Raw genomic sequence first — 26353 nt, 5'->3', positions numbered from 1 at the left:
CTCCGCCGATCAGGGCCGGGCCCTGCGAGCGTCAGCCGCGCGGCCCGCGGGCCAGGAGCGCGTGCAGCAGCGGCAGTACCGAGACACCCATCAGCAGCGCGCCGAGCACACCGTCGTCCGGGCGCACGACGGATCCAGCGATCAACAGGCCCGCGAACAGCACCGCCGAGACGACGCGACGGATCGTGCTCTCGATTCGGGTCAGGCGGCGCTCGATCGTCGGCACCGTGACCGCGAGCGTGCCGTCCTCGAGCCGGTCGGTCAGCTCATCGAGCTTGCGCGGCAGGCGCCAGAGCAGGCCGAGCGTGTCGACCGCCTGCCGACCGACGTCCGTGGCGACGGAACCGCGCTCCTCCCGAATGAGCTGTTGCGCGTAGGGCTCGACCGAGTCCCAGAGGTTGAAGGCCGGGTCGAGCGCGCTGCACACGCCCGAGGTCAGCGACATTGCGCGGATCATGAGGAGGAAGTTCTCGGGCAACTGGAACGGGAGTGAGCGCACGACGTCGCCGAACTGCACGGCGAAGTCGCGGAATTCGCGCGGATCCACCTCCCGCAGTTCCGCGAAGCCCATCCCGCCGAACCGCGCGAACAGCTGCGTCATCGCCCGTTCCAGTTCGCGGGAGTCGGCGGAGGGGAGGAGGACGCCGACCGCGCGCGCCGCATCGACGAGCCCCTTGCCGTCGCGGGAGGCAGCGGCGATCAGCAGCCGACGCAGGCCAGCCCTGGTGCTCGGCGGCACCTCGCCCATCATCCCGAAGTCGATGAAGGTGAGCCGCCACGGCAGTTCGGCACCGGGGGTCGGAGTGACGAACACGTTGCCGGGGTGCGGATCGGCATGGAAGTAGCCGTTCGTGAACAGTTGGTCGAACATCACCGCCGCGAAGACCGGAGCGACGTCGCGCGGGTCGATGCCGGCCGCTCGCAGCGCGTCGTGGTCGGTGATCTTGATCGCCGTGACGTCCTGGAGAGTCAGCACCTTGCGGGTCGAGCGCTCCCAGACCACGGCGGGAACCGCGACCCGGGCGTCGCCTGCGAAGTCGGTGGCGAAGCGCACGGAGTTGGCCGCCTCCTGGAGGTAGTCGATTTCCTCCAGGCTGGTCACCGCGAACTCCTCGACCAGCGCGGGCGCATCGACGCGGTCGGAGACGAGACGCACGTGGCTGAGCCAACCGCCGACCCGGCGCAGTGCGGCGAGATCGACCTCGACGACCGCGTCGATCCCGGGCCGTTGAACCTTGATGATCGCGGTCGCGTGCCCGGTATCGGCGGCGTCGGAGGGGGAGAGGAGCGCGCGGTGCGCCTGGCCGAGCGAGGCGGCGGCGACCGGTAACTCCTCGACGCCGGCGTAGGCGCGCTCGAGCGGCATTCCGAGCTCGGTTTCGGCCAGCGCGCGGATGCGCGGGAACGGGACGGGCGGCACCTCGTCCTGGAGGCCCTCGAGTTCGCGAGTGATCTCGGGCGGAAGGACGTCGAGGCGCGACGACATGAACTGGCCAACTTTAATCATCAGACCGCCCAGCTCGACCGCCAGCACGTGGAAGCTGCGGGCGAACCGTGTCATCCGGCCGGGGCGGGTGCGCACGGCGACGCGGGACAGGCCGAGGCGCGGCAGGAGCAGGTCGAAGAGCCAGGTCACCGCGAGATGCCATGCGGCGAAGCGGAGGATCCGGCGGTAGCGCCGCCGGTCCTCGCGTGCCCGGCCGCCCGCAGCGTTCGGGCTGACCGAGGTCACCCGGCTCAGTCCTGCGCGAGGATCGCGTACAGGCGGCGACGCACATCCTCGAGTTCGGCCACGGCCTTGCGGATCTGCTCGGGGGAGCCCGAGCGTCCAACCTGCGCCGCGGCCTGGGCGAGTTCGATGCCTGCCTTGGGCAGCGCCCCGAAGTCGACGTGGTCCGAGTCGTTCCAGGGCGTCGAGGTGCCGGAGTCGGCGACCTGTGCGCGGCCGGCGTCGGTCAACGAGTAGGTCTTGCGGCCGTTCTGCTCGTCGGCCGCGATCAGGCCCTCGTCGGCGAGCAGTTGCAGCGTCGGGTAGACGGAGCCGGGACTCGGCTTCCAGTCGCCTCCGCTGCGCTGCTCGATCTCGTGGATGATCTGGTAGCCGTGCATCGGCTGCTCGGCGAGGAGCGCGAGCACCGCCGCGCGCACGTCGCCGCGGCCGACGCGGGAGCCGACGCGCTTCTCCAGGCGAGAGCGGGCCTGCTCCATTGCGCGCCAGATGCTCTCGATGGGGGTGCCGGCGCCGAACGCACCGGTGGACGAACCGTTCATGATGACCTCCTATTTCTCCCGAACGATACTCAGCGATATGGGCGCCGACTGTGAACGACTGCTCTTCCTCGATGGCGGACAGATGAACGGTCGCCCGCTGCTGATAGAGGACCCAGGTGCGACGGACACACCGTCGATCATCCCTCGTGCGCCACTTTTTGGACGGACTCCGCCAAGAGCAGAGCCCTGTCAGGTGACCGAGTACTGTGACGACCCGCACTCACCTTGAGGAGTTTTTATGAGTAGTGGTTCGCAACCTGTTGTCGGCACAGCCAACCCGAGAGATACACGGATGGTCCCTCGAGACCGGTGGCGACTTACCGTCCTCATGGGCGTGACGTTCATGCTTGCGGTCGACTTCTCGGTACTGAACGTCGCACTTCCTGACATCGGCGTTGATCTTCGGATCCCACTGAACGACCTTCAGTGGGTCGTTACTGCATTTACCCTGCCCGCCGCCGGCCTCGGCCTGTTCTTCGGGCGTCTCGGTGATCTCGCCGGACGCAGAGGCGTGCTCCTCGCGGCGATGCTGCTCCTTGCTGCCGGTTCTGTCGTCGGAGCGGTTGCGACAGACGCGTGGATCCTCATTCTCGCTCGCGTCCTGCAGGGACTCGCAACGGCTGCCGCGGCTCCGACTGCCCTCGCTCTTCTCACCACGACTTTCAAGGAAGGCCCCGTGCGCGACCGCGCTCTGGGTCTCAACGGCGCACTCCTCTCTGCTGGTTTCGCTACCGGGGCGCTACTCGGTGGTGCGCTCACCTCGTCCCTCTCGTGGAGGGCCGCGTTCTGGATCAATGTGCCGGTCGCTGTTTTCGTCCTCGTGTTCGCTCCGTTCCTTTTTCCAGAATCGCGTCCGGCCGTCACGACAAGGCTCGACTTTGCAGGAGCGCTCTCGATTACTCTCAGCCTGTCCTGTTTCGTGCTCGGGGTGTCCAGTGCTGCGATCGGCGGGTTCGGTGATCCAGGTGCTCTGACGTTATTCGCTGCCGCGCTCATTCTCGTCGTCCTGTTTGCGCTCATTGAACTGCGCGGCTCTCACCCCCTTGTCCCTCTTGCTGTTCTCAAGCGCAAGAATGTGCGGTGGGGGAACCTCGCTGGGCTGACAACGTTCGGGATGATGTCGTCGTTCACCTATCTGACGACGCTGTTCCTGCAGCTCGTTCTCGGCCTCGATCCCGTGACGACGGGTGCTGTCATCGCCATCATTGGCATCGTCGCCGTCGTCGGTGCGCTCTTCGTACCGAGATTGATCGGCGCCGTCGGGCAGGTTCGGGTCTTGGTCGGAGCTCTCGTCCTTCAGGGCGTGGGAACGGCCATCGTTGCCTTCGCAGGCGATCATCCAGGTTCGATCCTCATTATTTGCCTCGGTCTGGCTGTCGCGACGCTGGGCCACATCGCGAGCATCATCGCTTACACCGTCACGGCCACCTCGGGTCTTCCGGATGGCGAGCAGGGCCTCGCGACCGGATTGACGTCGACCAGCCAGCAGGTCGCGATCGCGCTGGGGACACCCGTGCTCGCGGCGGTGGTCACCGTCATCGCCTCGGCAGAGGGACTAGGCTCGGCGGCGACCTCGGGGACCGCTCTCAGCGGCGCGATGCTTCTCAACGCGGCCGTCTGCATCGCGATCGCTGTCCTCGTGCTCATCGGCTTCCTTCGGACCGGGAAGTCGCAGGCGTGACGACCGGAGGTCTTCGCCATCGCCGTCGCACTCACTGGGTGTCCGCGGCGCACTCCTTGTCGACCCGAGGAGTGAGGGCCATCTGGCGTGAAATGGGATTCGTCGCCGTCTGGGGCAGGTCCGGCGCAGACGCTGAATCGCGCTCGACGGCCTTAGCCCTGGCAGGGCTTTTGCCCGTTGCCACAAGCGGTCGGCTCTCCCTCGCGCGGCTGGCCACGGGAGCACCGGTGGTCAGGGGCACGAGCGCCCTCACTATCAGCTTCAGTCGCGCCCCGGGCATGTGGGCCTTCGCAATTGGACGTCAGCCAATCGGCGTGGACATCGAACGAGAGCGACAACGACCGATGGAGTCAGCGACTCACGGTGGAGTTTTCTGTAGCAGAGAGGAAATTGCCGCCGTCGAGACTTTGCGTCCGCACATGCGCGGTACCGCACTTCTCAGTATCTGGGCGCTGAAAGAAGCGGCTGCAAAGGCCCGCGGACACGGACTATCTTCTGAATTCCCGACGTGGACGGCATGGCCCACAGAACAGGCCACCATCCCTCGAATCGACCGCTCATGTGTGCGGGACCTCACGCCATCCGCCGTCATCGCCGTCGCTGTCGGCACAGACGAGTAGCTATTCAAGATGAAAGGACGACATGTCATGTCACACATCGATCACAACGACATCTCTCGCCGCCGCATAGGGTTGGGCTGCATGGGCCTGAGCTGGGCGTATGAGGACAGAACTCTTCAGCGTTCTCAGAAAATAAATTTCTTGCGCGAAGCTGTTGACCTCGGCGTCTCATTCTTCGATACGTCGGACCAATACGGCCCATTCACGAACGAGACCTTGATTGGAGATGCGTTGAGCCCATACCGAGACCAGGTGCGAATCGCGACAAAGGGTGGTCTCGTCGTCACTGAGAAGGGCGAGACGCGACGGAACGGTACGCCGAAGCATCTTGTCGATGCGTTCCATTCCAGCCTCACTCGACTTCGCACGTCGTACATCGACCTGTATCAACTTCACAGAGTCGACCCGGACGTTTCACTCGAACACAGTTGGGAAGCGCTTGCTGGGCTAGCGGCGGACGGGCAGGCCCTCTCGCTGGGCCTCTCCGAAGTAGGCGTCGATGAGATCGAGCGGGCCGCACGTATTCATCCAGTCTCCTCGGTTCAGTCCGAACTGTCCCTGTGGAGTCGCGGAGCCCTGGATGAAGTAGTTCCCTACTGCAAGGAGAAGGGGATCGAGTTCATCGCCTTCTCCCCGCTCGGACGAGGTTATTTGACCGGTGCAGTCGTGTCGCCGGACGACTTGGCGACCCACGATTGGAGAAGGAACCACCCCCGATTCCAAAAAAGCTCAATGGATTCTAACGCCGGCATCGTCGAGACCATTCGCGCCTGCGCAGAATCTCTCGGATACACCGCAGCACAGGTCGCTCTGGCGTGGGTACTCGCTCAAGGAGACCACATAACCATCATCCCCGGAAGCCAGCGCAAAGCGCATTTAGAGGAAAATCTTCTTGCAGAAGAGGTCGATCTCGGGGACCAGTGGAGCGGCGTACTCGATGCTCTTCCTCCGGCATCGGGAGCACGGAATTGACTCTGGCACAGGAGACGACACTGTCCGGGACAGATCCCTCCGATCGTAGCGTCTCCGCACAGTTCGCCCATCGACACACCATCGGTGAGATATTCCTCGTGGGCCAGGTCATCAAGCAGGGTGATCTCTTTCTCTCAACCGGTCAGGTTCCTCGAAGCAATCTCTATTTCAATGACCATCTGGGCCGCGAATCAGGTGCCGATCCGCTGGTGTTGATCGAGATGGTTCGCCAGACCGCGTCCTGCATCGCTCATGAATACCTCAGCGTGCCGCTCGATTACAAATTTGTGCTCAATCGGCTCGATTTTGACATCGATGAAATGAGTGCCGATCAGCTGGGAGAGAGACGTACCGTCACCTTGGTGTCGCGCCCATCTATCGAACGTCATCGGCGTGGCATCCCCCTCGCCGTGAGCACGGATGTCGATCTCGTCCACAACGGGATAACCATTGGTCGAGTTTCTCACAATACCACCTTCCTCCCACCTTCTGTGTATTCCGCCCTAAGAAGGAGTTCTGTGACCCGCGGCGGCGCTAACGAGCCCGCTGTGGAACTTACTGAAGTGAATCAGATCCTTGCGCGGTCGGTCGGACGCCTCAACCCCGTGAACATCGTCATCAGTGACCCGGTGATCACCGGTGCAGACACCCTCGAGTGTGTGGTCGAGCCGCACTTCTCCAACCCGAGCATGTTCGAGCACGGACAGGACCACGTGCCGGGAATGGTCGTTCTCGAGGCTGCGCGCCAGGCTGCGGCGCTCCAGGTAGGAGTATCGCCGCGTCTGCTGTCGGGGACCCTCGTCTTCCACCGGTTCATCGAGACAGACGTGGTTGCCAGGCTGCGTTCGCTGCTCTCTCACAAGGACGAAGACCGTCGTTCCTTTCACGGAGATGTTCGCGACTCTGACGGGGAGATTCTCACGGAATACAGGATCGCGGTGCGAGAAGAAGGGGAGGTCAGCCAGTGGCGACCACAGTCCCTCCGATGACTATTGCGGCGCTGGCCATGTATCTACCCACGTCGGTAGAACTCGCCAAAGATGCAGAGGCGAGGGGAGCGCTTTCGAGCAAGAATCGGAGCGCCTGTGGCGTCTCTCAAGTACCGGTTGAGCACGACCTGAGTGCGCCGGACATGGCTATTTGGGCGTGCAGTGATGCCCTCACTGGCGCGAGAGTCCGTGCGGAAGATGTCTCGGCCATCTTCTACGCGTCAACCTTCTTCCAGGGGGCGAGCTTCTGGTCGCCGGCCCACTACATCGCACAGAGTATTGGCGCGACGAATGCAATACCGATCGGTATTTCCGCGATGTGTAATGGTAGTGGCACCGCTCTTGATCTTGCGCAGCGATATCTTGCAACATCAGCTCCAGATGCAATGGTCATGGTCTGCACTGCTGACCGCTTTCCTGATGCGTCCTTCGATCGATGGGGCGGGGACTACGGCGTCGTATATGGGGATGGCGCGACAGCTGGCCTTTTCGGTGGTCCGGCACGCCGACCTCCGTTCATGCGGGTTCTGGCGTCGCAGACAATCGCACTGTCAGAGTTGGAAAGCATGCATCGACCTGCGGATGGGTTGTACGGCTCGGCGAGTGATGAGCCGGTGCCACATCTCGTTCGGCCACATAAGCGGGCGTTCCTTGCTCGTCACGGAAAGGAATCACTCACACAGCATTTCGCTTCCGCTCTTCGATCGCTTATTCCGAAGATTCACGCCCAGATCGGCCTGCCCGTCGGCGACCCGGCGGTCTCGCACGTTTATGTACCGCGGGTTGGGGTCGACACAATAGATAGTGCTTATCGTCCGGTGCTAGAGGAAGAGTTCGGTCTCGCCATACGTCATCTGGCCGCTCAGACCGGCCATCTAGGAGCGGGGGACACGATCGCCAACCTTTCGGAATCCGAAAAGGAGGAGGACAACGATTCGGTGAGGCTCTTTTTAAGTGTCGGCGCCGGGTTTACTCTGACGCTTATCGCAGCCGAGTCTGTCCAGTGAGGGCGGCGCGAAGGCAAGTGGTCGTCGTCGGGGCTGGTCCGGTGGGTTTGGCGATATCGATTGATCTCGCTTTGCGCGGTGTGGAGGTCACGTTGCTCGACCGACGAGAAGGCGGTGGTGTGCAGAGCAAAGCTACCACGATCTGGCCGAGGCAGCTCGAATTGCTTGATCGACTAGGCGTCGCGGGCGCGATCCTGGAAGCAGGCCATCGATTGTCGCGAATCACTCTCAACACCTCCCGCCGCTCTTTTGCGATGTTCGATTTCGGTCGGATCGATACAACGTCATATCCCTTCGGGATCGGTCTTGCTCAACCCATTACTGAGCGGATTCTGCAGAGTCGAGCCATCGAGGTCGGTGTGCAGGTTCTCAGGCAGGTTGAGGTCGTCGATGTCAGTCAGGACGTACACGGTGTCTCGCTCCGATGTCTTCACAAGGGTCACGTCGTAAGAGAGATGACTGCCGACTGGCTCGTGGCCGCTGATGGCGCTCATAGTCATCTGCGGGATCGCAGTGGCATCCGCCTGATGAACTCCGGCGGTGCGATCCGGTTCGCAATCACGGATGTCCCCATAGACGCTAGCCTGAACGAAGCTGATGTTGCCTACTACTACGGGCGCGACGGCGCCCTCGCTCTCGTCCCTTTCGGCGCCTCGCGGTTCAGAATTGCTGTGGGCGTTCCTCCCGAGACTCGGATCGCGCCGGGAAGAGAGGACTTCGTTCGTCTCCTCCGGGCGAGGGCAGGCGTCCGGACCGATCTGCGCGATTTTGCTCACTCTTCGGTATTCGACGTGCGTTTTGGGCATGCCGAGCACTTCCGGAAGCGACGCGTGTTTCTCGCCGGTGATGCGGCCCACACGCTGAGTCCCGCTGGCGGACAAGGAATGAACACGGGCTTGCAGGATGCCGCGAATCTCGCCTGGAAGCTCGCTGAAGTGATCTCCGGATCGGCGCCGGACGGCTTACTGGACAGTTACGAACGAGAGCGAATGCACGATTATCGGGAAAGTGCGCGGCGAAGCGCCTACTTGACGCAACTCGGGCTTGTCGACCGGCGCGTCCGGCGAATGTCGCTCCGAGTCTTATACTCGGTCGGCTCTCGACTACCGTGCGTCGCCGACCGCATCGCCGCTGGATTCGGGCAACTGGATACATCCTATCCGACATCTGCGCGCGGCTCGCTTTCTGGTCGGAGGTTTCCTACGCGGTTCCCCCTGGCCGATGACGGTTCGCCGACGACATACGTCGTGGATCCGCTACGAGGTGGGGTCGTTGATTGGCGAGGTCGGTTCAGCCGGTCTGTGAACCCGCTGCAGGAGGACGGAAGTGTCCTGTACGGAGCTGATGCATCACTCGGAGTTCGTCGCCGTCTCGGCGTGCTTCCCCGATTTTTGACGGTTCGCCCCGACGGTCACGTCGAGCGTATTACCACTCGGAGGAAGAGAAATAATTCATGTATGCACTCCTGACCGGAATCGGACAAGCGCTTCCTGAGAATATTGTGACTAACGATGATCTAGCGCGGACGTTTGATACGTCTGATGAGTGGATTGTCCAGCGTACTGGTATTTCTCAACGTCGCCACAGTAGGTCGGAGTCAACAAGCGACCTGGCCGTGCGAGCTGGGCGGGCGGCGCTTCACAAGGCTGATCGCGATCGTGTCGATGTGGTCATTCTCGCGACGACGACTCCAGACTATCCGTGCCCAGGTACGGCTCCTGCTGTAGCGACAGGGCTAGGAATGACGAACGTCCCCGCGTTCGACATCTCGGCGGTCTGTAGCGGTTTTGTGTATGCCCTTTCCGTCGGCTCCTCGCTCATCGAGTCAGGGAGGTTTGCGTCTGTTCTCGTCATCGGAGCGGAAATTTTCAGTACGATTCTTGATCCCACGGATCGCACGACAGCTGCAATCTTTGGAGACGGAGCGGGGGCGGTAGTCCTCGAGCGGACTCATGAGTTGCAACCGGGGGTCGTCGGGAAGAGCATACTGGGAAGCGACGGCAGCAAGGCGGACCTGATTCGGATTCCGGGCGGCGGTTCGGCAGCAGCACTATCGGGCGTGCCAGCGAGTCCGTTCTTTCAGATGCAAGGAACGGCCGTCTTCTTGGATGCCGTCACTCGGATGGAAGAGGCGGTGCGCGCCGTGGTGTCCGCGCAAGGGTGGGCTTTGGGAGATCTTGACGCGCTCGTTCCGCACCAGGCGAATGCTCGAATTATTGCGGCGCTGGCCAAGAAACTTGGGCTCGACTCAGCGGTTGCGGTGACGAATATTGCTGAGGTCGGAAATACGTCGGCTGCCTCTATACCTCTCGCCCTGGCGCAGGCTGAGCGCGAGGAGCGATTGCGAGCGGGGGACCGTATGGTTCTCGCTGCATACGGTGGAGGAACTACCTGGGGTGCCGTCGCGCTGACCTGGCCACAATTGTCCACAGAAGAACCAGAAAGTACAAATAATGACTGATGTGCTGCTCGCCCTCAAGAAAATCATTTCAACCTATTCCGATCTGCCTAGTGAACGAGTGGGCGAAGACTCGACATTGGCGGAGTTGGAAGTGGATTCCATCTTCGCCGTGGAGCTCATTCTCGAGATTGAGCAACTCTTCGGCGTGCGTCTCTCGCTGGATGAGATAGTCGCCGACGAAACGCTGGGGATGCTGGCCGATCGAATCATCAATCGCTCATGAGTGCAGTTCGAGCAGATTGGTCGCATCGTCAGGCGGCGTTCTTTGACGTCGATGAGACAGTCGTTTCTGTGAAAAGCATGCGTGAATTTCTCAATTACTTTCATGACACGCATGGCGACGTTCCTCTGTGGGATGAGTTCGTTGGTTCCTTGCCATTGAATGCGCCGAGAGAGTTGGTTAATGCGTCGTATTACTCTCTGTGGAAGGGTCTGTCTCGTCGGGAGGTGCGAGTCGCGGGACAGGAGTGGTTCGCGACAGCCTCGCGGGGTGAGGGATTCTACATCGAGCCCGTTGTGGCGGAGATCGACGAACTTCGTGCCAAAGGATTCGAGATCGTGCTGGTTTCGGGTTCGTTCGATGTGGTGCTTGATCCCTTAGCGAAGGAACTCCACGCTGACCGTGTTCTGTGTTCCGTCATGACATTCGTCGGTGATACGTACTCGGGTACCGTAGCGCGAACGATGATTGGTCCGGCGAAGTCGGATGCCGTCCTCGCGTACTGTGCTGAACGCCGAATAGATCCGGCCGAGTGCATTGCCTTCGGCGATCATCCGACCGATCTGGCGATGCTCGAGAGTGTGGGGACAGGCGTGTGGGTGCGTGAAGGCGGGCGCACAGAGTTTCATCGAAGTTCGTCGAGGATTGTGTGAGCACCGAATTCTTGTCACAGAGTTTCGGAGCGGGGTTCGACACGAACGCATACGTGCTCTTCGCGTCGGAGAGTCGCGACGCGGTGATCGTGGATCCAGGCAAAGGTAGCCGAGAGTGGTGTATGGCGATGAGCCGCGGCCTGGGGCTGACTGTGCATGCCGTGGTGCTGACACACGGTCACATGGATCATTCGTGGGATGCGCAACCGATCGCCGACCTGATGGAGGTGCCGGTGTTCGTCGGCGACAAGGACCAGCAGATGCTGGTAGAGCCGGAGGCTGGTCTTCCTGTCGATTTCCCGCCAAGCGTGCTTCGCGGATACCCCCGGGTGATGCCGAGCGTTGTGCGCGACGCGATGAGTTCGCGCGTGACAGCAGGCGAGCTTCGCGTGGAGTCCGTTGCTGCGCCTGGTCACACTGCTGGCTCGCAGGTGTTCTTATTCGGCGAGAGAAGCGAACTGATGTGCACGGGCGACGCGTATCTCGGGTCGGCGCCTGCGCGGGCTATTCAGCCGACAGGAGACTCCCGCGTTCTGGCGCGGTCGATCCGGCTCGTGCGCCGCTTGGTCGACCACGCGGACGTCGTGCTTCCTGGTCACGGGCCGGCGACGTGGCTCCGTGGAACACCTCAGCCAGAAGACCCGCTCCTGACGGGGTGACGGCCGAGCGTCGGGTGCTGTTTCTCGACGGCGTGCGGGTCAGAGTGCCGCGAGCAGGCTTTCGCACGCCTGCTCGCAGCGGCGGCAGGCCACAGCGCAGATCCGGCAGTGCTCGTGCATGCTCGCGTGCTGCTCGCACTGTCGGGCACAGGCGCGGCACGCGAGCAGGCACGCCTCGACCAGCGCGCGAACGGCGGCCGATCCGGGGGCGCCGCGGCGCGAGAGCACTGCCCCGGTGACTCCGCAGACATCTGCACAGTCGAGGTCGGAGCGGATGCATGCCACCAGGTGAGCCACCGATTCTTCGCTGAGGCAGGCGTCGGCGCACGCCGTGCAGACCTGCGCGCACTCGAAACACGCGTCGATGCAGGCGGTGAGGATGTCCGGATCGACGCCGGTCCGCTCCTCGGGGTGTGTCCTGATTATGTCGCTGGTGCTGGTCATCGCCCGTTCCTCTCGTCGTGGTGTCCAGTGGTCGATCCGGGTGTCCAGTGGTCGATCCGGCCAGGGCGACGCTACTGAGCCTCCGCTACCGCCGGGAGGCCTGGCGACGAGGGCGGTCGAGTGGTACTCCGCGGCATCTTGGAGGTCAGCCGACCGGGTGGAGCAGCACCCACGTGCCCGTCGTCTGGCCGACCTCGATTCGCGAGAGAACTGCGGCCGCCTCTGCGAGGGGCGCCGTGCCCTCGATGGAGCAGAGTGGAGCGCAGGACTCTGTTATTCGCCGTGGCGCAACCTCACGCTTTCGTGCGCAGATGATCGATCGCGCGCTGGAGTAACTGCCGCAGTTGCGCCTGTTCGGACGGCGTGAACTGGCCTGCGAGTTCCTCCTCGACGGCCTTCGCTGCCGCATCCGCCTCGGTCACGAGACTCGTTCCCGCTGCCGTGATCCGAGTGACGAGCACGCGGCGGTGCAGGGGTGACGGTTCGCGGCGAATGAGTTGCTTCGACTCGAGATTGCCGATGATCGTCGCCATCGTCTGCGGAGCGACCATCGCCGACCGAGCAAGCTGGGCGGCGGACTGATCCGGCGTGATATGCACGGCGAGCAGTGTGGCGTACTGCGGCACCGTCAATCCGAAAGGGCGCAGGGCGCGACTCTTCGCGGCTATGAGGACCTGTTCCGCGGCCTTGACGGAGGAGCCGAGCCGATTGGAGACGGACTGTGCGCTCGTCGCCTGAGGGGGAGGTGGCATGGAGGCTCCTTGGGTGAGTGACCGACTCCCGCACTGTACTGCCGTGATCTGTACTGGTGTCATCAGAACTGGTGTCATCAGAAGTGGCGGCATCAGAACTGGTGCCACCAGAAGTGCGGTGATCTGTACTGCCGTCATCCAGCGACGGGCGCCGCGCAGCGTGCCTGCGACGCCCACCCCGAGAGAGGGACGCCTGGCCCTTCTCGTCGCGGGCGTTCGGCGCGGACGCTACGGTCGTCGCAGTGACGCGCCAGGACGGGCGTTGCGACGGGGTGAAGGAGACGCGGGGATGGCCGTTGCCGCTACGCCGCGGTGGGGGGAGAATCCGCCCGCCAGCCCCGCCCTCCCGACCTCTCCGAGAAGGACGCCGCATGACGATCACGACCGAGACGATCGAGCCGGGCATCGCCGTTCTGAACGGCGGGGATCGTCTTACCGCCTCCTCCGCGCCGGAGCTGCGTGCCGCCGTCTGCCGCGCGATCGACGCGGGTAATCTGCGCATCGTCGTCGAGCTCAGCAAGGTGAAGGTCATGGATTCGTCGGGCCTCGGTGCCCTGGTCTGTGCACTAAAGATTGCGCGCCAGGCCGGCGGGGACCTGCGGCTCGCGTCGCCCAGTGAGCAGGTCGCGATGGTTCTCGAGCTCTCGAACCTCAACCGAATGCTCGCCAGCTTCGACTCCGCTGCGGCTGCGTACCGCGAGTGAGCGCACCCTGGCGGCGGTGTCGTCACCTGATCCGCAGTCAGTGGATCGTGTGCGCGACGATGACCGCCGCCGCCCGCGCTAAATCCTCGGCGACGACGCCCAGGCTCGGCGACGCCTCCAGAACCTGGGCACTGACCTCGTTGTAGCGCTCGTCGACCCGTGCGAGCAGGAGCGTGCCGGAGTGGGTGAGGCGCAGGAGCACGCTGCGGCGGTCCTGCGGATTGGCGACACGGTCGACGTATCCGGCGGTCGCGAGACGATCGAGCAGGGCGGTGACGGCTCCCGTGGAGAGCGAGAGCTCGACTCCGAGCCACTTTGGCGTGAGGTCGGAGGACTCGCCGAGGACCTCGAGCGCGGTGAGTTCTGAGATGCCCACGCCGACGCTGGCCGCCATGCTCGTGCGCAGGTGCCGCTGGGCGTTCTCGAGCAGGCGGAGGGCGTGCCGCACCTGCACGGCGGGCGCGTCATCGTCGCTGTCGTGCCGGGTGGGGTTTTCGGAGATCATCGGGCCTTCTCGGAGTAGCGGTTCCGTCATCGTACGGGCCGCCGACGTCTCCTCGGAGCGCCCGCCAGAATTGCGATTCGCATGTAGCTTTGCCATCAAGTAACTTGTCCATCAATCGAGTTTCTGCCCACCCGGAGTGCGCAGCAGTTCACCCTTACATCCCCATCAGGAGCCCCATCATGTCGAACCACGTCGCACCGAAGCGCAAGCGCGTTCGCTTCGCTGTCCTCCCTCTTGCCACGAGCATCTCCGCTGCCGCTCTTCTCGCCGTCTCGATGTCCGGCACCCTGTCCGGTTTTGTCGCGGGTCTCTCCAATGTCGGCAATGCCGCGGCGTCCGGTTCGCTCGTGATGGAGGAGAAGACGACGGGCTCCAAGCCGGTCACCTGCGTCAGCACCGACGGCGGCTCGATCAGCAGCAACACCGCCTCCTGCTCCACGATTAACGAGTTCGGCGGATCGACCACGATGGTCCCCGGGCAGACGGTCTCTACCGCTGTCACCCTCACCAACGTCGGCACCGCCGCCGCCCGCACCTTCACTCTGGCCCCCGGCGCGACCTGCGAGCAGAGCGCCAACGCTGCAGCCGTGGGATCGGGAACGGCGACCGACTTCTGCTCCAAGCTGAAGGTGGTCATCTCGTCTGGTTCGTCCACCGTCTTCACTGGCACCGCCGCGAACCTCGCCGGTTCGGCCGTCAAGACACTCAATACGGCTCCGATCACCCCCGGCACGAGCACACCCTTCACGATCGCCGTGACCCTCGATCAGTCGGCGAGCAACGCCTACCAGGGTCTGTCCGCCTCGGTCCCGCTCACCTGGACCTTCACGAGCTGACCCTCTTCTCCGCCCGTCACGGCCCTACTCGCAGCGCGCGAGAGGAGTTGGAGAGAATGACCCTCGTCACCGTTGCGCCCCGGCTGGAAGAGTTGCCGGCCGAGACGCGCAGCCGCCACCGCGTCGTCCTGAGCACGGTCCTCCGCTGGGGGGCGACTGCTTTGGTGATCGGGCTGGCAACCGCGGCGCTGCTCTTCCATCTTTCCGGCGGCCGCTGGTTCGTCGTCGAGACACCCTCGATGGGAGTCGCCGCCCCCGTGGGGACACTGGTCCTCACCGAGCCGACCGCGATCGAGGACGTCCACGTCGGCGACATCGTCAGCTTCCACCCCGCCACGGTGCCGGATGAGACCTACACGCACCGGGTCGTCGCCGTACATGACGATGGCACGCTCAGCACGCAGGGGGACGTGAACCGATCGCCTGACCCGTGGGCCACCGGTCCCGATCAGCTCGTCGGAGTCGTCACTGGGATTCTCCCGGTCGTCGGTTGGCTTCTGCGGGCCTTGCCGATGCTGCTCGTCGGCTCGCTCGTCGTGTGGTTACCCACCCGTGGTCTCACCCCTTCGACCCAGCGCGTCGCGATGCGGATCCTCGGACTCTCACTTGTCGTCTCCTTCACCGTCTTCGTGCTGCGACCGTTGGTGGGGATCGTCGTCCTCGAGGCGGCGGTGGACGACATGACGACGACCGCGACGCTCGTCTCGACGGGGGTCCTCCCGATTCGGGTCAGCGCCGAGGGTGCCGACCCTGTCGACCTGATCTCAGGAGAGGTCGGACGGATGCAGATCCCGGTGCAGACCGGCGGGGGTGACGCCGCCGCATACGCCCTCTCCTCCGGCCTGCACCTGCCGTTCTGGGGGTGGGTCGTCTTCATGTTCGTCTGCGCGCTGCCGGTGCTGTACACGCTGGTCGTGGGGTTGCCCGCGGAGGCGGAGTGCACCGGGGTGCACCGGTGGAGCGGAGCGGCGGACGAGACGTCGGGCGCGTCGCCCGGTGATGGTTTGCTCGTGGTGGTGCGCGACAACGGGTCGGCCGGTGAGGGGTCGGCCGGTGAGTCGCCCGGGACCGAGGGGGAGAGGTGAGGCCCCGGCGTCCCTCCCCCCTCGCCGCTCCGGTGCGCGCGCTGCGCGCCCGGCCTCGCTCGGTCGGCGCGACGCTCGCCGTCGCCGTGCTGGCTAGCGTTCTGGTCACCGTTCCGGCCACCTCCGGCGCCTTCATCGCCACCGTGCGGAACCCGAGCAATACGGCGGGCAGTGCTTCCTTCTTCACGTGCGGATCCGCCTCCGCCGAGGACGACGCGGGTGCGCTCTTCTCGTACACGCTTGCGCAGCCCAGCGGAGCGACGGTCGCTCCAGACACCGCCTCGGGCGCTGAGCCCGGCACCTACCGGTCGACCGGCGAGGCGCAGTCCCTGATGGTCAGCTCGGACACGACGCCGCACGCCTGCCCGCGAGACGGCGGCGGCGCCTGGAGCCTTGACGGCACGGACCAGTACCTGAGTTCGCCGCTGTCGCTGGTGGGGCCGACGACGTTCAGTACAGAGATCTGGTTCGCGACCACGGTGGCCGGTGGCAAGCTCTTCAGCTTCAGCACCGGAGCGACAGCGCCAGGAGGTCAGTACGACCGGCACACGTATATCGGCGCCGACGGACACCTGGTGTTCGGCGTGTATGACGGCGAGGCCGTGACGATCACGAGCCCGCAGGCCGTCGATGACGGGGCCTGGCATCACGTTGTCTCGACGCTGTCGCCGACCTCGGGTCTCGCGCTCTGGCTCGACGGGAAGCAGGTCGCGGCGAGCGCCGACTACCGCGCGCCCGAGGCCTTCACCGGCACTTGGAAGATCGGCTATGACGCCCTCGGTGGCGTCTGGCCGAACGTCGGCCCGGCGTACTTCTCCGGCAGCCTCCGCTTCGCGACGGTCTACTCGACACTCCTGACGCCGACGCAGATCTGGAGTCACTACGTGGCGGGCCGCTGACGCTCGGACGCATTCGCGCTCACAACCAAGGTTCAGAGCCCCGATCCCGCGGCGTGCGGCGCGATTCGGCACTCCCAACCTTGGTTACGTAGGCGTCGCCGACCCTCCGAGCACGTGGTCCTGGGCCGCCGAGGGCGTGCAGAGAGGTCCCCGCGCGAGACGCCGCTGCGCGACCACTCGACCGTGCTGATCGAGCAGCCGCGCAGCGGCGTCTCGGGATTCGTCGGCGGTCAGAAGGCGGCAGAGCGGCCGGCTGACCTCGACGGCCCCGACGAGCGCGTCGGCGCCTCAGCCGATGAGCTCGGCGGTGGCGTAGCCGAAGACGATGCCACCCGCATCGGCCTCCTCGACACCGGCGTAAGCGAATCCGAATGGGTTGTTGCCGCCCACGATCGCGTTGTAGACGCCGACGAACTGGAAGCGGCCGGTCGCCTGAATGACAGTCGCGTAGCGGCCCGCGTCGCAGCGGAGGTCGACGCGTCCCGGGCTGGGTTCCGAGAAGGTGATGAACACCCTGGTGGGTAGGGGCCCGCCAGAGACCGTGACGTAACCGGTCAGGGGAGTGAACTTGACGCGGTTGTTGGCTCGCGTGCCGCGGTACTGATTGGGGTCGAAGACGATGGTTCCGCTGGCCGTCGCCGATGTCGATGCGGCGGCGGCCGGAGTGGCGAGCGCGACGCCGACAGCCGGGACGCTCCACCCAGCACCGGCGAGGACGGTTCGGCGGCGCAGGGTGCGCACGGATTCGGTCGATGTGGAGTCGGTCTGCGTGGGCGGTGCGGTCTTGTCGTTCATAGGAGATCCTCTTGTCGTGCGGGATGGATCGGTCGATCCGCTGGATTGATCCGGGCTCTTCCAGTTTGCGAGACGCGACCCACAAAGGAGGCGCACGAAGCCGCCTCGTCCTCCCCCGTCGGGGGGCTCCGCCCCGTTGTGCACGAATCCCCACGGGCGATGGACGGCCCCACCCGCACGAGGATCGGCGGCGCGGTGCCTCAGGGACGGGAAAGTCTCGAGGCCGGAGGCCGAGCGCTTACGCCGACTCCCGCTGCACGAGGGTAGTTGCGAGGATCGGCTGGCGATCGACCGGGCGCCCCTGCACGACCGCGACGACCGTCTCGGCGGCGACGCGGCCCATGTCCTCCAGTGGCTGGCGGATGGTCGTGAGCGTCGGATCCGAGGTGGTCGCGACGACCACGTCGTCGAAGCCGATGACCGACACGTCGGAGGGGACGCGGCGGCCGGACGCGTGCAGGACGCGGATCGCTCCGTTGGCCATCAGGTCCGACGAGGCGAAGACGCCGTCAAGGTCGGGATGGCGCTGCAGGAGACGCGCCATTGCGGCCGATCCGCTCTCGAGGGTGAAGGCGCCGTGCACAATCGGGCTGTGGTCGAGGCCGAGTTCTGTCAGTTCGTCGCGCCAGCCGCGGATGCGGTCGCGGGCCGGCTCCATGTCGTGCGGCCCGGCAATGATGCCCAGTCGGCGGCGGCCGGCGGCGGCGAGGGCGCGGGCGGCGAGACGGCCGCCTCCGTAGTTGTCGGAGTCGATGACGATCGCGTCCTCGGCCAGGGCCACGCGGGGGCGGCCGACCCAGGCAATCGGCACGGGGGAGTCGGCGAGGGACTGCGCGAGGTGGGTGATCTCGTGCTGGAGGATCACGATCGCGCCGTCGACGGCCCGCGAGCGCAGGAAGCGCGGGATCCGGTCGCTGTCGTCGTGGTCGGCGGGCAGCAGTACCGGCTGCACCTCGCCGGCGTAGAGCCCCTTCGCGGCGCCCTTGAGCACCGAGGTGAAGAACGTGCCGGTCAGGCTGTCGAGTTCGTTGAAGGCGACGATCAGGGCGATGGCACCGGCGCGGCCCCCGCGGAGCATCCGCGCGGCGCTATTCGCCTCGTAGCCGAGGGACTTGGCGGCACGCTCGACGGCAGCCGCCATTCGCACGTCGACGGTGGTGCCGCCGGCAAGCACTCGGGCGGCCGTGGCGCGCGAGACGCCCGCGGCCTGCGCGACGTCCACCAGCGTAGGTCGAGTCATGCTGCTTCCTTCTGAGAGAAAAGTTGGCCTCCCGCTGTGCCGGTGGAGCAGGCTCGCGGGGGTGCGATCTCCAGAGTTGCACGCGGTGCACGTGCCGCGCCTCTCAGCCGTTCATTTTGCGAAAGTTCCCTTGAATACTAGGCGGAGATCGTTATCTGGCGGAGACCGATTGTCGCTTGCATCGGGCTCGCCTCCGGGTTACGGTGGCGGCCAAGAGATCGTTCTCTGAGGCTCGCCCTCACCCGACACCCGCGAATCCCCAACGAAGAGGAATTGTCGTGAAAAGAAGCCTGACGGCCGTAGCCGCAGCAGCAGTAGTCGCACTTACCCTGACCGGGTGCTCATCCGGAGGGGGAGGAGGCGCCTCGGACGACCCGAACGCTGAAGCCACCTTCTGGTCCTTCACCGGCATCAAAGCGAAGGACAGCGTCGATGAGTACCTCGCGAAGGTGCCTGATGCGAAGATCAAGCTCTCGGAGGTCGGCAGCACGACCGAGACCGCCACGGCCCTCACCGCCGCCCTCGCCGGCGGCAAGGTGCCGGACCTGGTCATGATCCAGAACGACGACCTGCCCCAGTTCGTCGCCAACAGCTCCAACTTCCTTGACCTGCGCACCCTCGGTGGCGACGACGTCGCGTCCGCGTACCTTCCGTGGGCCGCCTCCGCGGCAACCGCCGACGACGGCTCCGTCGTGGGCATCCCGACCGATGTCGGCGGATTGGGCTTTGCGTACCGCGCCGACCTCTTCGAGCAGGCTGGCCTGCCGACCGACCCGGCCGAGGTTGCGAACCTCTGGAAGGACTGGCCGTCCTTCATCGAGACCGGCAAGAAGTACACCGCTGCGACTGGCAAGCCCTTCGTGGACAACATCGAAACCAGCGTCTTCTTCTCGACCGTCAACCAGGTCTCCGAGAAGTACTACTCGCCCGACGGCGAACTGGTGTACGACACCAACCCGCAGGTGAAGGACGCGTTCCAGATCGCCGTGGACACGAAGGACGCCGGGATTAGCGCCGGCATCGCCGCGTGGTCCTCGGGCTGGGCTCCGGGTCGTGCCAACGGTGCCTTCGCTGTCACCATCGCTCCCTCATGGATCCTTTCGGGCATCAAGACCGACGCCCCCGGGACTGCGGGCAACTGGCGCGTGACCAGCGTTCCCGGCATCGGCGGCAACTGGGGCGGCAGCGTCATCGCCATTCCCGCCCGCGCGGAGCACCCCGAGGCCGCCTGGCAGTACATCAAGACGATGATGTCGGCCGAGGGTCAGACCGACCACTTCAAGGTTTCGGGCACCCTGCCCGCCGCGACCGAGGCGGTCGCGAGCGACGAGGTCCAGTCGTACACCGACCCGTTCTTCGGCGACTCGAAGATCGGTGAGGTCATGGCGACCTCCGTCGAGCAGTTCCCGTCCTTCTATAACGGGCCAGACACGACTCCGATCAACGGCGCTCTCCTGAACACTCTCGTTGAACTGGAGGCGGGCAACGTCACCTCCGATGCGGCGTGGTCGACCGCCCTCGACACGGCCAAGCAGGCCATCGGCGGCTGATCGTCGCACCCACCCGAGCGGCCCGGCGCCCTGCGCGCCGGGCCCTCTCCCCTTCGACGGAGGTACTCCCCGTGTCAACGGCGACAGCCGCACTACCCCCCAGGCAGCGCAAGCAGCCCAGCGCGCCGGTTCGGAAGGCCGCGCGGATCCGCAATTCCCTCTCGGAGCGGATCGCCCCCTACGCGTACGTCGCGCCCTTCTTCATCATCTTCATCGTGTTCGGGCTCTTCCCGCTCCTGTTCACGTTCTACGTCTCTCTCTTCGACTGGAACCCGATCGGCGAGCAGACCTTCGTCGGCATCGCGAACTTCCAGCAGCTTTTCGCCGACTCCCGGTTCTGGAATGCCCTGGTCAACACCTTTGGCATCTTCATCATCTCGACGGTGCCGCAGCTCCTCTTCGCTCTCTTTCTGGCGCACATGCTGAATCACGCGCGGCTGCGCTGGGCGAACTTCTTCCGGATGGCGCTCCTGGTGCCGTACATCACCTCCGTCGCCGCGACCGCGATCGTCTTCGCGCAGATCTTCGACAAGAACTTCGGTCTGATCAACTGGTTCCTCGGCATCTTCGGGCTGCCGTCGATCAACTTCCTCGCCACGAACTACGGCTCGTGGATCGTCATCTCGACGATGGTCTTTTGGCGCTGGTTCGGCTACAACACGCTGCTCTATTTGGCGGGCCTGCAATCGCTGCCCCGCGAGATGTTCGAGGCCGCGTCGGTCGACGGAGCGTCGAGCTGGCAGCAGTTCCGCCATCTCACCATTCCGGCGCTGCGCCCGATCATCGTCTTCACCGTGATTATGTCCACGATCGGCGGTCTCCAGATCTTCACGGAGGCGCTCCTGGTGGCTCCCGAATCGGGTCTCACCTGCGGCGCCGGTCGGCAGTGCCAGACACTGGCGCTCTTCCTCTACGAGCAGGGCTTCGGCCAGTTCAAGTTCGGCTACGGCTCCGCCATCGGTGTCGTGCTGTTCGTGATCGTGGTCCTCGTTTCCCTCCTCAACTTCTATCTGTCCACTCGCACGAGAAAGGCGGCCGTCTGATGTCGGATGTGATCGATCAGGCCCTCCCGCAGGCCCGCGCGGTGGCGACAGGAGACACGCCCCAGACGCTGCCGAAGCGCCGCGGCAAGGGCGGCGGAGTCGGCTGGCCGACCTACGTGTTCCTTGCGATCGCGGTGCTCGTCTCAGTGTTCCCGCTCTACTACATGTTCGTGGTCGCGTCGGTGGGAGCGACGGCGGTCACGTCGATCCCGCCGCGCCTGTACCCGGGCACGAATTTCATGGCGATCGCCGAGAAGGTGTTCGACACGGTCCCGTTCATCGCCTCGATGCTGAACAGCCTGATCGTCTCGTTGAGCATCTCCGTCCTCTCGGCGATCCTCTGCGCGATGGCCGGGTTCGCCTTCGCCAAGCTGCAGTTCCCTGGCCGCAATGTGCTGTTCCTGATCGTGCTGCTGACGATGACGGTGCCGGCTCAGCTGAGCATTATCCCGCAGTACCTGATCGTCTCGGCGCTCGACTGGGTCGACACCCTCCAGGCGATCATTGTTCCGGGTCTGGCCAGCGCCTTTGGCATCTTCTGGATGCGCCAGCACATGTCCACGACGGTCAGTGACGAGCTGATACAGGCCGCCCGCATTGACGGTACGAACTCGTGGCAGCTGTTCTGGCGGATCGCGTTCCCCGTGGTCCGGCCGGCGGCGTTCGTGCTCGGGCTGATCACCTTCACCGGGGTCTGGAATGACTTCATGTGGCCCTTTATCGTGCTGAAGTCGCCGGAGTTGTTCACGGTGCAGATTGCGCTGAAGCAGTTGCAGGCTAACCGCTCGGTCGATGTCGCCCTGGCGATGGGCGGATCGTTCATGGCCACCCTCCCGCTGCTGATCGCGTTCTTCTTCGTCGGCCGCCGGATGGTGTCGGGAATTATGGACGGGGCGTTCAAGGGCTGATGCACGACGCTTCTCCAGCACTGCCCGGGACGGACTTGGATCGTCCTCCCGGGCAGGACTGGCGGGACCGCGCTCTGCCCCCGGCCGAGCGCGCCCGCCTCCTGACCATGGAACTGACCCTCGAAGAGAAGGCGGCGCAGCTGGGCTCGGTCTGGCTCACCGACTCCGCCGCCGACTTCGCTCCCAAGCTCGACGGCGGACCCGCGGCAGCCGATGACCCGTTCACCGGCGGCCTCGGCCAGCTGACCCGCGTGTTCGGCACCGAGCCGGTGACCGTCGCCGAGGGGGTGCGCCGCCTCCGCGAGGTGCAGGAGCGCGTCGTCGCCGGGAGCCGCCTCGGCATTCCGGCCCTCGCCCACGAGGAGTGCCTGACCGGCCTCGCCGCGTACGGTGCGACCGCGTTCCCCACTCCGCTCGCCTGGGCGGCCACCTTCCACGAGGAGCTCGTGGGTGAGATGGCGGAGGCGATCGGCTCGGACATGCGTGCCCTCGGCATCCACCAGGGGCTCGCGCCCGTCGTCGACGTGGTGAAGGACTACCGCTGGGGCCGCGTCGAGGAGACCCTCGGCGAGGATCCGTACCTCGTGTCTCAGCTCGGCACCGCGTATGTGGCGGGGCTGGAGGGAGCCGGCATCATCGCCACCCTGAAGCACTTCGCGGGGTATGCCGCCTCCCGCGGCGCGCGCAACCACGCGCCCGTGAGCATGGGGCCGCGCGAACTCGCCGACACGGTGCTGCCTCCGTTCGAGGCCGCGCTGCGCCACGGGGGAGCGCGCAGTGTGATGACCTCGTACACCGACATCGACGGCGTGCCGAGCAGTGCCAACCGGCACCTGCTGACAACGCTTTTGCGTGAGCGCTGGGGCTTCGAGGGGACGGTCGTCGCCGACTACTGGGCCGTGCCGTTCCTCCAGGCGATGCACCACGTCGCCGTGGACGCGGCCGACGCGGGGCGTCTGGCGCTGCACGCGGGCGTGGACGTCGAGCTGCCGCAGACCGCGTCCTACGGCTCGTTGCCGCGGTTGATCCGCGAAGGGGTGGTCGACGAGCGTGACCTCGACCGCTCCGTTGAGCGGCACCTGCGTCAGAAGTTCGAGGCGGGACTGCTCGACGGCGATCCGCCCGTGCCAGAGGGGGCCGAGTCGGTCGACCTCGACAGCGCGCGCAACCGCGCGATCTCGCTGCGGATCGCGGAGGAGTCGGTCGTGTTGTTGCGCGACGAGGACGTGCGCGGGTTGCTTGCTGAGGGGACTCTGGCGGTAGTCGGACCCGCGGCGGACCAGTTCCGCAGCCTCGTCGGCTGCTACGCCTTCCCGAACCATGTGCTCGCCAAGCACCCTGGGCACGACCTCGGGCTGTCGATCCCGACGGTGCTGACGGCGCTGCGCGACGAGTTCGGCGCATCGCGGGTGCGCTTCGCGACGGGCGGCTCGATCACCTCGGCCTCCCTCGACGGCGTGCAGGAGGCGGTGACTGTGGTCCGCGGCTCCGACGCGGCGGTCGTCGTCGTCGGCGACATCGCCGGGCTCTTCGGCGACGGCACCTCGGGGGAGGGCTGCGACGCGGCCGACCTCCGCCTCCCCGGAGCGCAGGAGGAGCTGGTGACGGCGGTGCTCGCGACCGGCGTGCCCACGGTGCTGGTCGTCCTCTCGGGCCGGCCCTACGCGCTCGGGGCTTTCGGAGCGGCGCGAGGAGTAGTCCAGGCGTTCTTCCCCGGAGCGGACGGGGCGGCCGCGGTCGCCGGCGTGCTCTCGGGTCGCGTGTCGCCGACCGGGCGCTTGCCTGTGCAGGTGCCGCGGTATCCGGCGGCCTCGACGACCTACGTGCAGCCGTCGCTCGGGCTTGCGAATCCCGGGATCACGGCGCTCGACAACACTCCGCTGTATCCCTTCGGCTTCGGACTGACTCGCGGCGCTGTGACGTACACCGGGCTCGACGCAGCTTCCGTGCTGCCCGTCGGCGGGTCATTGGACGCCGCGGTGTCGCTCCGGAATGACGGCGCCGACTCGGTGGAGGTGGTGCAGCTCTACGCCGCCTACCCTACCTCGGCGGTCGTGCGGCCGGCGGTGCAGTTGATCGGCTACGCGCGCGTGCCGATCGCGGCGGGGGAGGCGCTGACCGTGCACTTTGACGTCGAGGCGGCCCGGCTCGCGGTGACGGGGGAGGACGGGGCGCTGGCCGTGGATCCGGGGCCGCTGCGGCTGATTGCTGGTGCCTCGGCGGCGGACGCGGCCGTGACGGCGAGTGTTGCTGTCGTGGGCGAGCGCCGGGTGCTCTCGGAGCGTGCGCTGCGCACCCCGTGGTCGCTCACGCGCCCGTGAGCGGGGGCGCTGCGCGCGCCGCCGCGAGAGTCTAAAAGTTGTCGCACTCGGCGCCGAGTGCGACAACTTTTAGACTCTCGACGCTCGGGCGGGGCGCGGCGGGGGCGGGGCGGCCGTGAGACGACCCGCAGCAGGCAGGCGGGCGCCGGGCGCCCTCAGCGCGCGGCGATCATGCGAGCTCCAGCGTCACGGTTGCGAAGGAGTGCGGCGGGAGCGTCACGCGCAGGCCGGTCGCGGTGGTCTCGAGGCCGTCTAGGGCCACCGGGCTCACCTCGTCGCTGGCGCCCGGGCGGTTGTGAGCGTCGGGCCGGTCGGCGGTGAGGAGGCGGCCGGTCGCTCCGGTCACGGTGCCGCCGCGGATGTCGAGCGCGATGTCGAGCGGTTCGTCGAGGTCGACGTTGGTCAGCGAGACGAGCACGCGCCCGTCCTTGGCGGAGGCGGAGGCGGAGGAGACGGGGACGTCGCGGCCGTCGACCGCGTGGGTCGGCCCGGCGACGGTGGTCGGCAGCACGGTCGCGTCGTGGTGCCCCTTGTTCATCTCGAAGACGTGGTAGGTCGGGGTGCGGACCATCTCGCCGCCGTCCGGGTCGGTGAGGAGCATCGCCTGCAACACGTTCACCGTCTGCGCGATGTTCGCCATCGTCAACCGGTCGGCGAAGCCGTGGAAGACGTCGAAGTGCCAGGCCGCGACCATCGCGTCGCGGATCGTGTTCTGCTGGAACAGGAACCCCGGGTGCGTGCCCGGCTCCACATCCCACCAGGTGCCCCACTCGTCCAGCACCATCCCGTACTTCTTCTCGGGGTCGTGCACGTCCATCACCGCGGCGTGCGAGCGGAGCAGCTCCTCGATGCCCTGCGCGGCGACGATCGTGCTCCAGTAAGTGTCCGCGTCGAAGTCCGTGGCGCTGCCCTTCGCATGCCAGGAGCCGCCAATCGTGTAGTAGTGCACCGAGACCGACTCCCACGGCACGGAGGAGAACGGGTGCCCCTCGATCTCGGGGATCACCTCCATCAGCGTCTGCGTCCAGTGCGTGTCGGCACCGTCTGCTCCGGCCGCCACGCGGTAGAGCGGAGTGTCGTTGCCGCTCTGCACGAAGGTCCCGAATTGGCGGGCGAGGTCGGCGTAGGCGCCGGAACGCATGTTGCCACCGCAGCCCCAGGTCTCATTGCCGAGCCCCCAGAAGCGAACGGTCCACGGCTCCTCGCGGCCGTGCGATCGACGCAGGTCCGCCATCGGCGACCTCCCGGCTCCGGTCAGGTACTCGGCCCAGTCGGCCATCTCCTGCACCGTGCCCGAGCCGATGTTGCCCGAGATGTAGGCGTCGGCACCCAGCAGCTCGCAGAGGGCCATGAACTCGTGGGTGCCGAAGGAGTTGTCCTCCGCCACTCCGCCCCACTGCGTGTTAATCAGGCCGGGGCGCTGATCGCGCGGGCCGATGCCGTTGGTCCAGTGGTAGCGGTCGGCGAAGCAGCCGCCCGGCCAGCGGAGGTTGGGGATGTTGAGGGCGCGCAGGGCCTGGACGACGTCGAGACGAATCCCGCCCTCGTTGGGGACGGGCGAGTCCTCGCCGACCCAGAAGCCGTCGTAGATGCACCGGCCGAGGTGCTCGGCGAAGTGGCCGTAGAGGTGGCGGCTGATGGTGGCGCCGGGGCGGTCGACGTCAACGGTGATGGTGCTGTGCACGGAGGACTCCAGTGTTCTCGGGGAGGGATTGTGGATTCTCGGGGAGGGATCGGG

Annotated in this window: 26 protein-coding genes; 18 read left to right on the top strand and 8 right to left on the bottom strand. The window is 65.8% G+C overall.

Going from position 1 to position 26353, the window contains the following annotated elements; genetic code table 11:
- Positions 1-31: 31 nt before the first annotated feature.
- Positions 32-1732 carry an AarF/UbiB family protein gene (locus HRF29_RS08595; protein ID WP_173247560.1) on the bottom strand — a complete coding sequence of 567 codons (1701 nt, stop codon included), beginning with the start codon at positions 1730-1732 and terminating at the stop codon, positions 32-34.
- A 5-nt stretch (positions 1733-1737) separates the two neighbouring features.
- Positions 1738-2271, bottom strand: a complete 534-nt coding sequence (locus tag HRF29_RS08590; protein ID WP_173247557.1) for a PadR family transcriptional regulator — start codon at positions 2269-2271, stop codon at positions 1738-1740.
- Positions 2272-2605: 334 nt separating this feature from the next.
- Between HRF29_RS08590 and HRF29_RS08585 the strand changes: the two genes are divergently transcribed.
- The 10 genes from HRF29_RS08585 to HRF29_RS08540 all read left to right on the top strand — a co-directional run bounded on the left by HRF29_RS08585 (position 2606) and on the right by HRF29_RS08540 (position 11533).
- Complete coding sequence (locus HRF29_RS08585) at positions 2606-3952, top strand: MFS transporter (protein ID WP_173247554.1); 1347 nt, start codon at positions 2606-2608, stop codon at positions 3950-3952.
- A gap of 92 nt (positions 3953-4044) precedes the next feature.
- Positions 4045-4572, top strand: a complete 528-nt coding sequence (locus tag HRF29_RS15515; RefSeq protein WP_425503114.1) for a 4'-phosphopantetheinyl transferase family protein — start codon at positions 4045-4047, stop codon at positions 4570-4572.
- A gap of 27 nt (positions 4573-4599) precedes the next feature.
- Positions 4600-5544, top strand: coding sequence for an aldo/keto reductase (locus tag HRF29_RS08575; protein ID WP_173247548.1), 945 nt, complete (start codon positions 4600-4602; stop codon positions 5542-5544).
- Positions 5493-6533 carry an AfsA-related hotdog domain-containing protein gene (locus HRF29_RS08570; protein WP_343043697.1) on the top strand — a complete coding sequence of 347 codons (1041 nt, stop codon included), beginning with the start codon at positions 5493-5495 and terminating at the stop codon, positions 6531-6533. The genes HRF29_RS08575 and HRF29_RS08570 overlap by 52 nt, the downstream gene beginning before the upstream one ends.
- Entirely contained in the window at positions 6530-7540 is a 1011-nt protein-coding gene (locus HRF29_RS08565) for a ketoacyl-ACP synthase III family protein (RefSeq protein ID WP_173247542.1), read from the top strand. Before HRF29_RS08570 ends, HRF29_RS08565 begins: the two co-directional genes overlap by 4 nt.
- Positions 7537-9009 (top strand): FAD-dependent oxidoreductase, encoded by a 1473-nt coding sequence (locus HRF29_RS15510; protein ID WP_425503113.1) that lies wholly within the window; start codon positions 7537-7539, stop codon positions 9007-9009. The genes HRF29_RS08565 and HRF29_RS15510 overlap by 4 nt, the downstream gene beginning before the upstream one ends.
- Positions 8994-10001 carry a beta-ketoacyl-ACP synthase III gene (locus tag HRF29_RS08555; protein WP_173247536.1) on the top strand — a complete coding sequence of 336 codons (1008 nt, stop codon included), beginning with the start codon at positions 8994-8996 and terminating at the stop codon, positions 9999-10001. The genes HRF29_RS15510 and HRF29_RS08555 overlap by 16 nt, the downstream gene beginning before the upstream one ends.
- Positions 9994-10224, top strand: a complete 231-nt coding sequence (locus tag HRF29_RS08550) for an acyl carrier protein (protein WP_173247532.1) — start codon at positions 9994-9996, stop codon at positions 10222-10224. Before HRF29_RS08555 ends, HRF29_RS08550 begins: the two co-directional genes overlap by 8 nt.
- The gene (locus tag HRF29_RS08545) at positions 10221-10874 is read left to right on the top strand and encodes an HAD family hydrolase (protein WP_173247529.1); all 654 of its coding nucleotides are present in this window, start codon (positions 10221-10223) and stop codon (positions 10872-10874) included. The genes HRF29_RS08550 and HRF29_RS08545 overlap by 4 nt, the downstream gene beginning before the upstream one ends.
- The gene (locus HRF29_RS08540; RefSeq protein WP_222929621.1) at positions 10871-11533 is read left to right on the top strand and encodes an MBL fold metallo-hydrolase; all 663 of its coding nucleotides are present in this window, start codon (positions 10871-10873) and stop codon (positions 11531-11533) included. The genes HRF29_RS08545 and HRF29_RS08540 overlap by 4 nt, the downstream gene beginning before the upstream one ends.
- Before the next feature lie 39 nt (positions 11534-11572).
- On the opposite strand, the gene HRF29_RS08535 is transcribed toward HRF29_RS08540, so the two are convergent.
- Positions 11573-11977: a four-helix bundle copper-binding protein gene (locus HRF29_RS08535; protein ID WP_173247522.1), complete on the bottom strand. Its 405-nt coding sequence runs from the start codon at positions 11975-11977 to the stop codon at positions 11573-11575.
- A gap of 293 nt (positions 11978-12270) precedes the next feature.
- The gene (locus HRF29_RS08530; RefSeq protein ID WP_173247519.1) at positions 12271-12729 is read right to left on the bottom strand and encodes a MarR family winged helix-turn-helix transcriptional regulator; all 459 of its coding nucleotides are present in this window, start codon (positions 12727-12729) and stop codon (positions 12271-12273) included.
- Positions 12730-13100: 371 nt separating this feature from the next.
- Between HRF29_RS08530 and HRF29_RS08525 the strand changes: the two genes are divergently transcribed.
- Entirely contained in the window at positions 13101-13433 is a 333-nt protein-coding gene (locus HRF29_RS08525) for an STAS domain-containing protein (protein WP_173247516.1), read from the top strand.
- Between the two features lie 37 nt (positions 13434-13470).
- Here the strand turns inward: HRF29_RS08525 and HRF29_RS08520 are convergent, their stop codons facing one another.
- Positions 13471-13938 carry a MarR family winged helix-turn-helix transcriptional regulator gene (locus HRF29_RS08520; RefSeq protein WP_173247513.1) on the bottom strand — a complete coding sequence of 156 codons (468 nt, stop codon included), beginning with the start codon at positions 13936-13938 and terminating at the stop codon, positions 13471-13473.
- A 179-nt stretch (positions 13939-14117) separates the two neighbouring features.
- Here HRF29_RS08520 and HRF29_RS08515 point away from each other — a divergent pair, with 179 nt between their 5' ends.
- Genes HRF29_RS08515 through HRF29_RS08505 form a run of 3 tightly spaced genes read left to right on the top strand, consistent with a single transcriptional unit; the run spans position 14118 to position 16758 of the window.
- Positions 14118-14774 (top strand): hypothetical protein, encoded by a 657-nt coding sequence (locus tag HRF29_RS08515; RefSeq protein WP_173247510.1) that lies wholly within the window; start codon positions 14118-14120, stop codon positions 14772-14774.
- Between the two features lie 56 nt (positions 14775-14830).
- Positions 14831-15859: a S26 family signal peptidase gene (locus HRF29_RS08510; RefSeq protein WP_187698306.1), complete on the top strand. Its 1029-nt coding sequence runs from the start codon at positions 14831-14833 to the stop codon at positions 15857-15859.
- Complete coding sequence (locus HRF29_RS08505; RefSeq protein ID WP_343043696.1) at positions 15856-16758, top strand: LamG domain-containing protein; 903 nt, start codon at positions 15856-15858, stop codon at positions 16756-16758. Before HRF29_RS08510 ends, HRF29_RS08505 begins: the two co-directional genes overlap by 4 nt.
- A gap of 288 nt (positions 16759-17046) precedes the next feature.
- On the opposite strand, the gene HRF29_RS08500 is transcribed toward HRF29_RS08505, so the two are convergent.
- Positions 17047-17553: a hypothetical protein gene (locus tag HRF29_RS08500; protein ID WP_173247507.1), complete on the bottom strand. Its 507-nt coding sequence runs from the start codon at positions 17551-17553 to the stop codon at positions 17047-17049.
- Between the two features lie 238 nt (positions 17554-17791).
- Positions 17792-18793 carry a LacI family DNA-binding transcriptional regulator gene (locus tag HRF29_RS08495; protein WP_173247504.1) on the bottom strand — a complete coding sequence of 334 codons (1002 nt, stop codon included), beginning with the start codon at positions 18791-18793 and terminating at the stop codon, positions 17792-17794.
- Positions 18794-19071: 278 nt separating this feature from the next.
- Here HRF29_RS08495 and HRF29_RS08490 point away from each other — a divergent pair, with 278 nt between their 5' ends.
- From HRF29_RS08490 to HRF29_RS08475, 4 genes are all read left to right on the top strand, one after another.
- Positions 19072-20343, top strand: a complete 1272-nt coding sequence (locus tag HRF29_RS08490) for an extracellular solute-binding protein (RefSeq protein WP_173247501.1) — start codon at positions 19072-19074, stop codon at positions 20341-20343.
- A 71-nt stretch (positions 20344-20414) separates the two neighbouring features.
- On the top strand, positions 20415-21386 hold the full coding sequence (locus HRF29_RS14925; protein WP_173247498.1) for an ABC transporter permease subunit: 972 nt from the start codon (positions 20415-20417) through the stop codon (positions 21384-21386).
- Complete coding sequence (locus HRF29_RS08480) at positions 21386-22294, top strand: carbohydrate ABC transporter permease (RefSeq protein WP_173247495.1); 909 nt, start codon at positions 21386-21388, stop codon at positions 22292-22294. Before HRF29_RS14925 ends, HRF29_RS08480 begins: the two co-directional genes overlap by 1 nt.
- Positions 22295-22401: 107 nt before the next feature.
- The gene (locus HRF29_RS08475) at positions 22402-24615 is read left to right on the top strand and encodes a beta-glucosidase (RefSeq protein WP_222929620.1); all 2214 of its coding nucleotides are present in this window, start codon (positions 22402-22404) and stop codon (positions 24613-24615) included.
- Positions 24616-24784: 169 nt separating this feature from the next.
- Here the strand turns inward: HRF29_RS08475 and HRF29_RS08470 are convergent, their stop codons facing one another.
- Positions 24785-26299 (bottom strand): alpha-N-arabinofuranosidase, encoded by a 1515-nt coding sequence (locus HRF29_RS08470; protein WP_343043695.1) that lies wholly within the window; start codon positions 26297-26299, stop codon positions 24785-24787.
- Positions 26300-26353: the final 54 nt, after the last annotated feature.

It is taken from the genome of Rathayibacter agropyri (assembly GCF_013249015.1).
GTDB lineage: Bacteria > Actinomycetota > Actinomycetes > Actinomycetales > Microbacteriaceae > Rathayibacter > Rathayibacter agropyri.
Note: the sequence above shows the minus strand (reverse complement) of the source record. Positions and strands in the feature narration are given on the sequence as shown.

What these genes read in the sequence shown, in the direction of transcription:
- HRF29_RS08520 (WP_173247513.1), bottom strand. Translation starts at nt 13,938, where the DNA reads ATGATCTCCGAAAACCCCACCCGGCACGACAGCGACGATGACGCGCCC.
- HRF29_RS08535 (WP_173247522.1), bottom strand. Translation starts at nt 11,977, where the DNA reads ATGACCAGCACCAGCGACATAATCAGGACACACCCCGAGGAGCGGACC.
- HRF29_RS08545 (WP_173247529.1), top strand. Translation starts at nt 10,221, where the DNA reads ATGAGTGCAGTTCGAGCAGATTGGTCGCATCGTCAGGCGGCGTTCTTT.
- HRF29_RS08555 (WP_173247536.1), top strand. Translation starts at nt 8,994, where the DNA reads ATGTATGCACTCCTGACCGGAATCGGACAAGCGCTTCCTGAGAATATT.
- HRF29_RS08590 (WP_173247557.1), bottom strand. Translation starts at nt 2,271, where the DNA reads ATGAACGGTTCGTCCACCGGTGCGTTCGGCGCCGGCACCCCCATCGAG.
- HRF29_RS08495 (WP_173247504.1), bottom strand. Translation starts at nt 18,793, where the DNA reads ATGACTCGACCTACGCTGGTGGACGTCGCGCAGGCCGCGGGCGTCTCG.
- HRF29_RS08500 (WP_173247507.1), bottom strand. Translation starts at nt 17,553, where the DNA reads ATGAACGACAAGACCGCACCGCCCACGCAGACCGACTCCACATCGACC.
- HRF29_RS08530 (WP_173247519.1), bottom strand. Translation starts at nt 12,729, where the DNA reads ATGCCACCTCCCCCTCAGGCGACGAGCGCACAGTCCGTCTCCAATCGG.
- HRF29_RS08515 (WP_173247510.1), top strand. Translation starts at nt 14,118, where the DNA reads ATGTCGAACCACGTCGCACCGAAGCGCAAGCGCGTTCGCTTCGCTGTC.
- HRF29_RS08565 (WP_173247542.1), top strand. Translation starts at nt 6,530, where the DNA reads ATGACTATTGCGGCGCTGGCCATGTATCTACCCACGTCGGTAGAACTC.
- HRF29_RS08575 (WP_173247548.1), top strand. Translation starts at nt 4,600, where the DNA reads ATGTCACACATCGATCACAACGACATCTCTCGCCGCCGCATAGGGTTG.
- HRF29_RS08480 (WP_173247495.1), top strand. Translation starts at nt 21,386, where the DNA reads ATGTCGGATGTGATCGATCAGGCCCTCCCGCAGGCCCGCGCGGTGGCG.
- HRF29_RS08550 (WP_173247532.1), top strand. Translation starts at nt 9,994, where the DNA reads ATGACTGATGTGCTGCTCGCCCTCAAGAAAATCATTTCAACCTATTCC.
- HRF29_RS08475 (WP_222929620.1), top strand. Translation starts at nt 22,402, where the DNA reads ATGGAACTGACCCTCGAAGAGAAGGCGGCGCAGCTGGGCTCGGTCTGG.
- HRF29_RS08510 (WP_187698306.1), top strand. Translation starts at nt 14,831, where the DNA reads ATGACCCTCGTCACCGTTGCGCCCCGGCTGGAAGAGTTGCCGGCCGAG.
- HRF29_RS08525 (WP_173247516.1), top strand. Translation starts at nt 13,101, where the DNA reads ATGACGATCACGACCGAGACGATCGAGCCGGGCATCGCCGTTCTGAAC.
- HRF29_RS15515 (WP_425503114.1), top strand. Translation starts at nt 4,045, where the DNA reads ATGGGATTCGTCGCCGTCTGGGGCAGGTCCGGCGCAGACGCTGAATCG.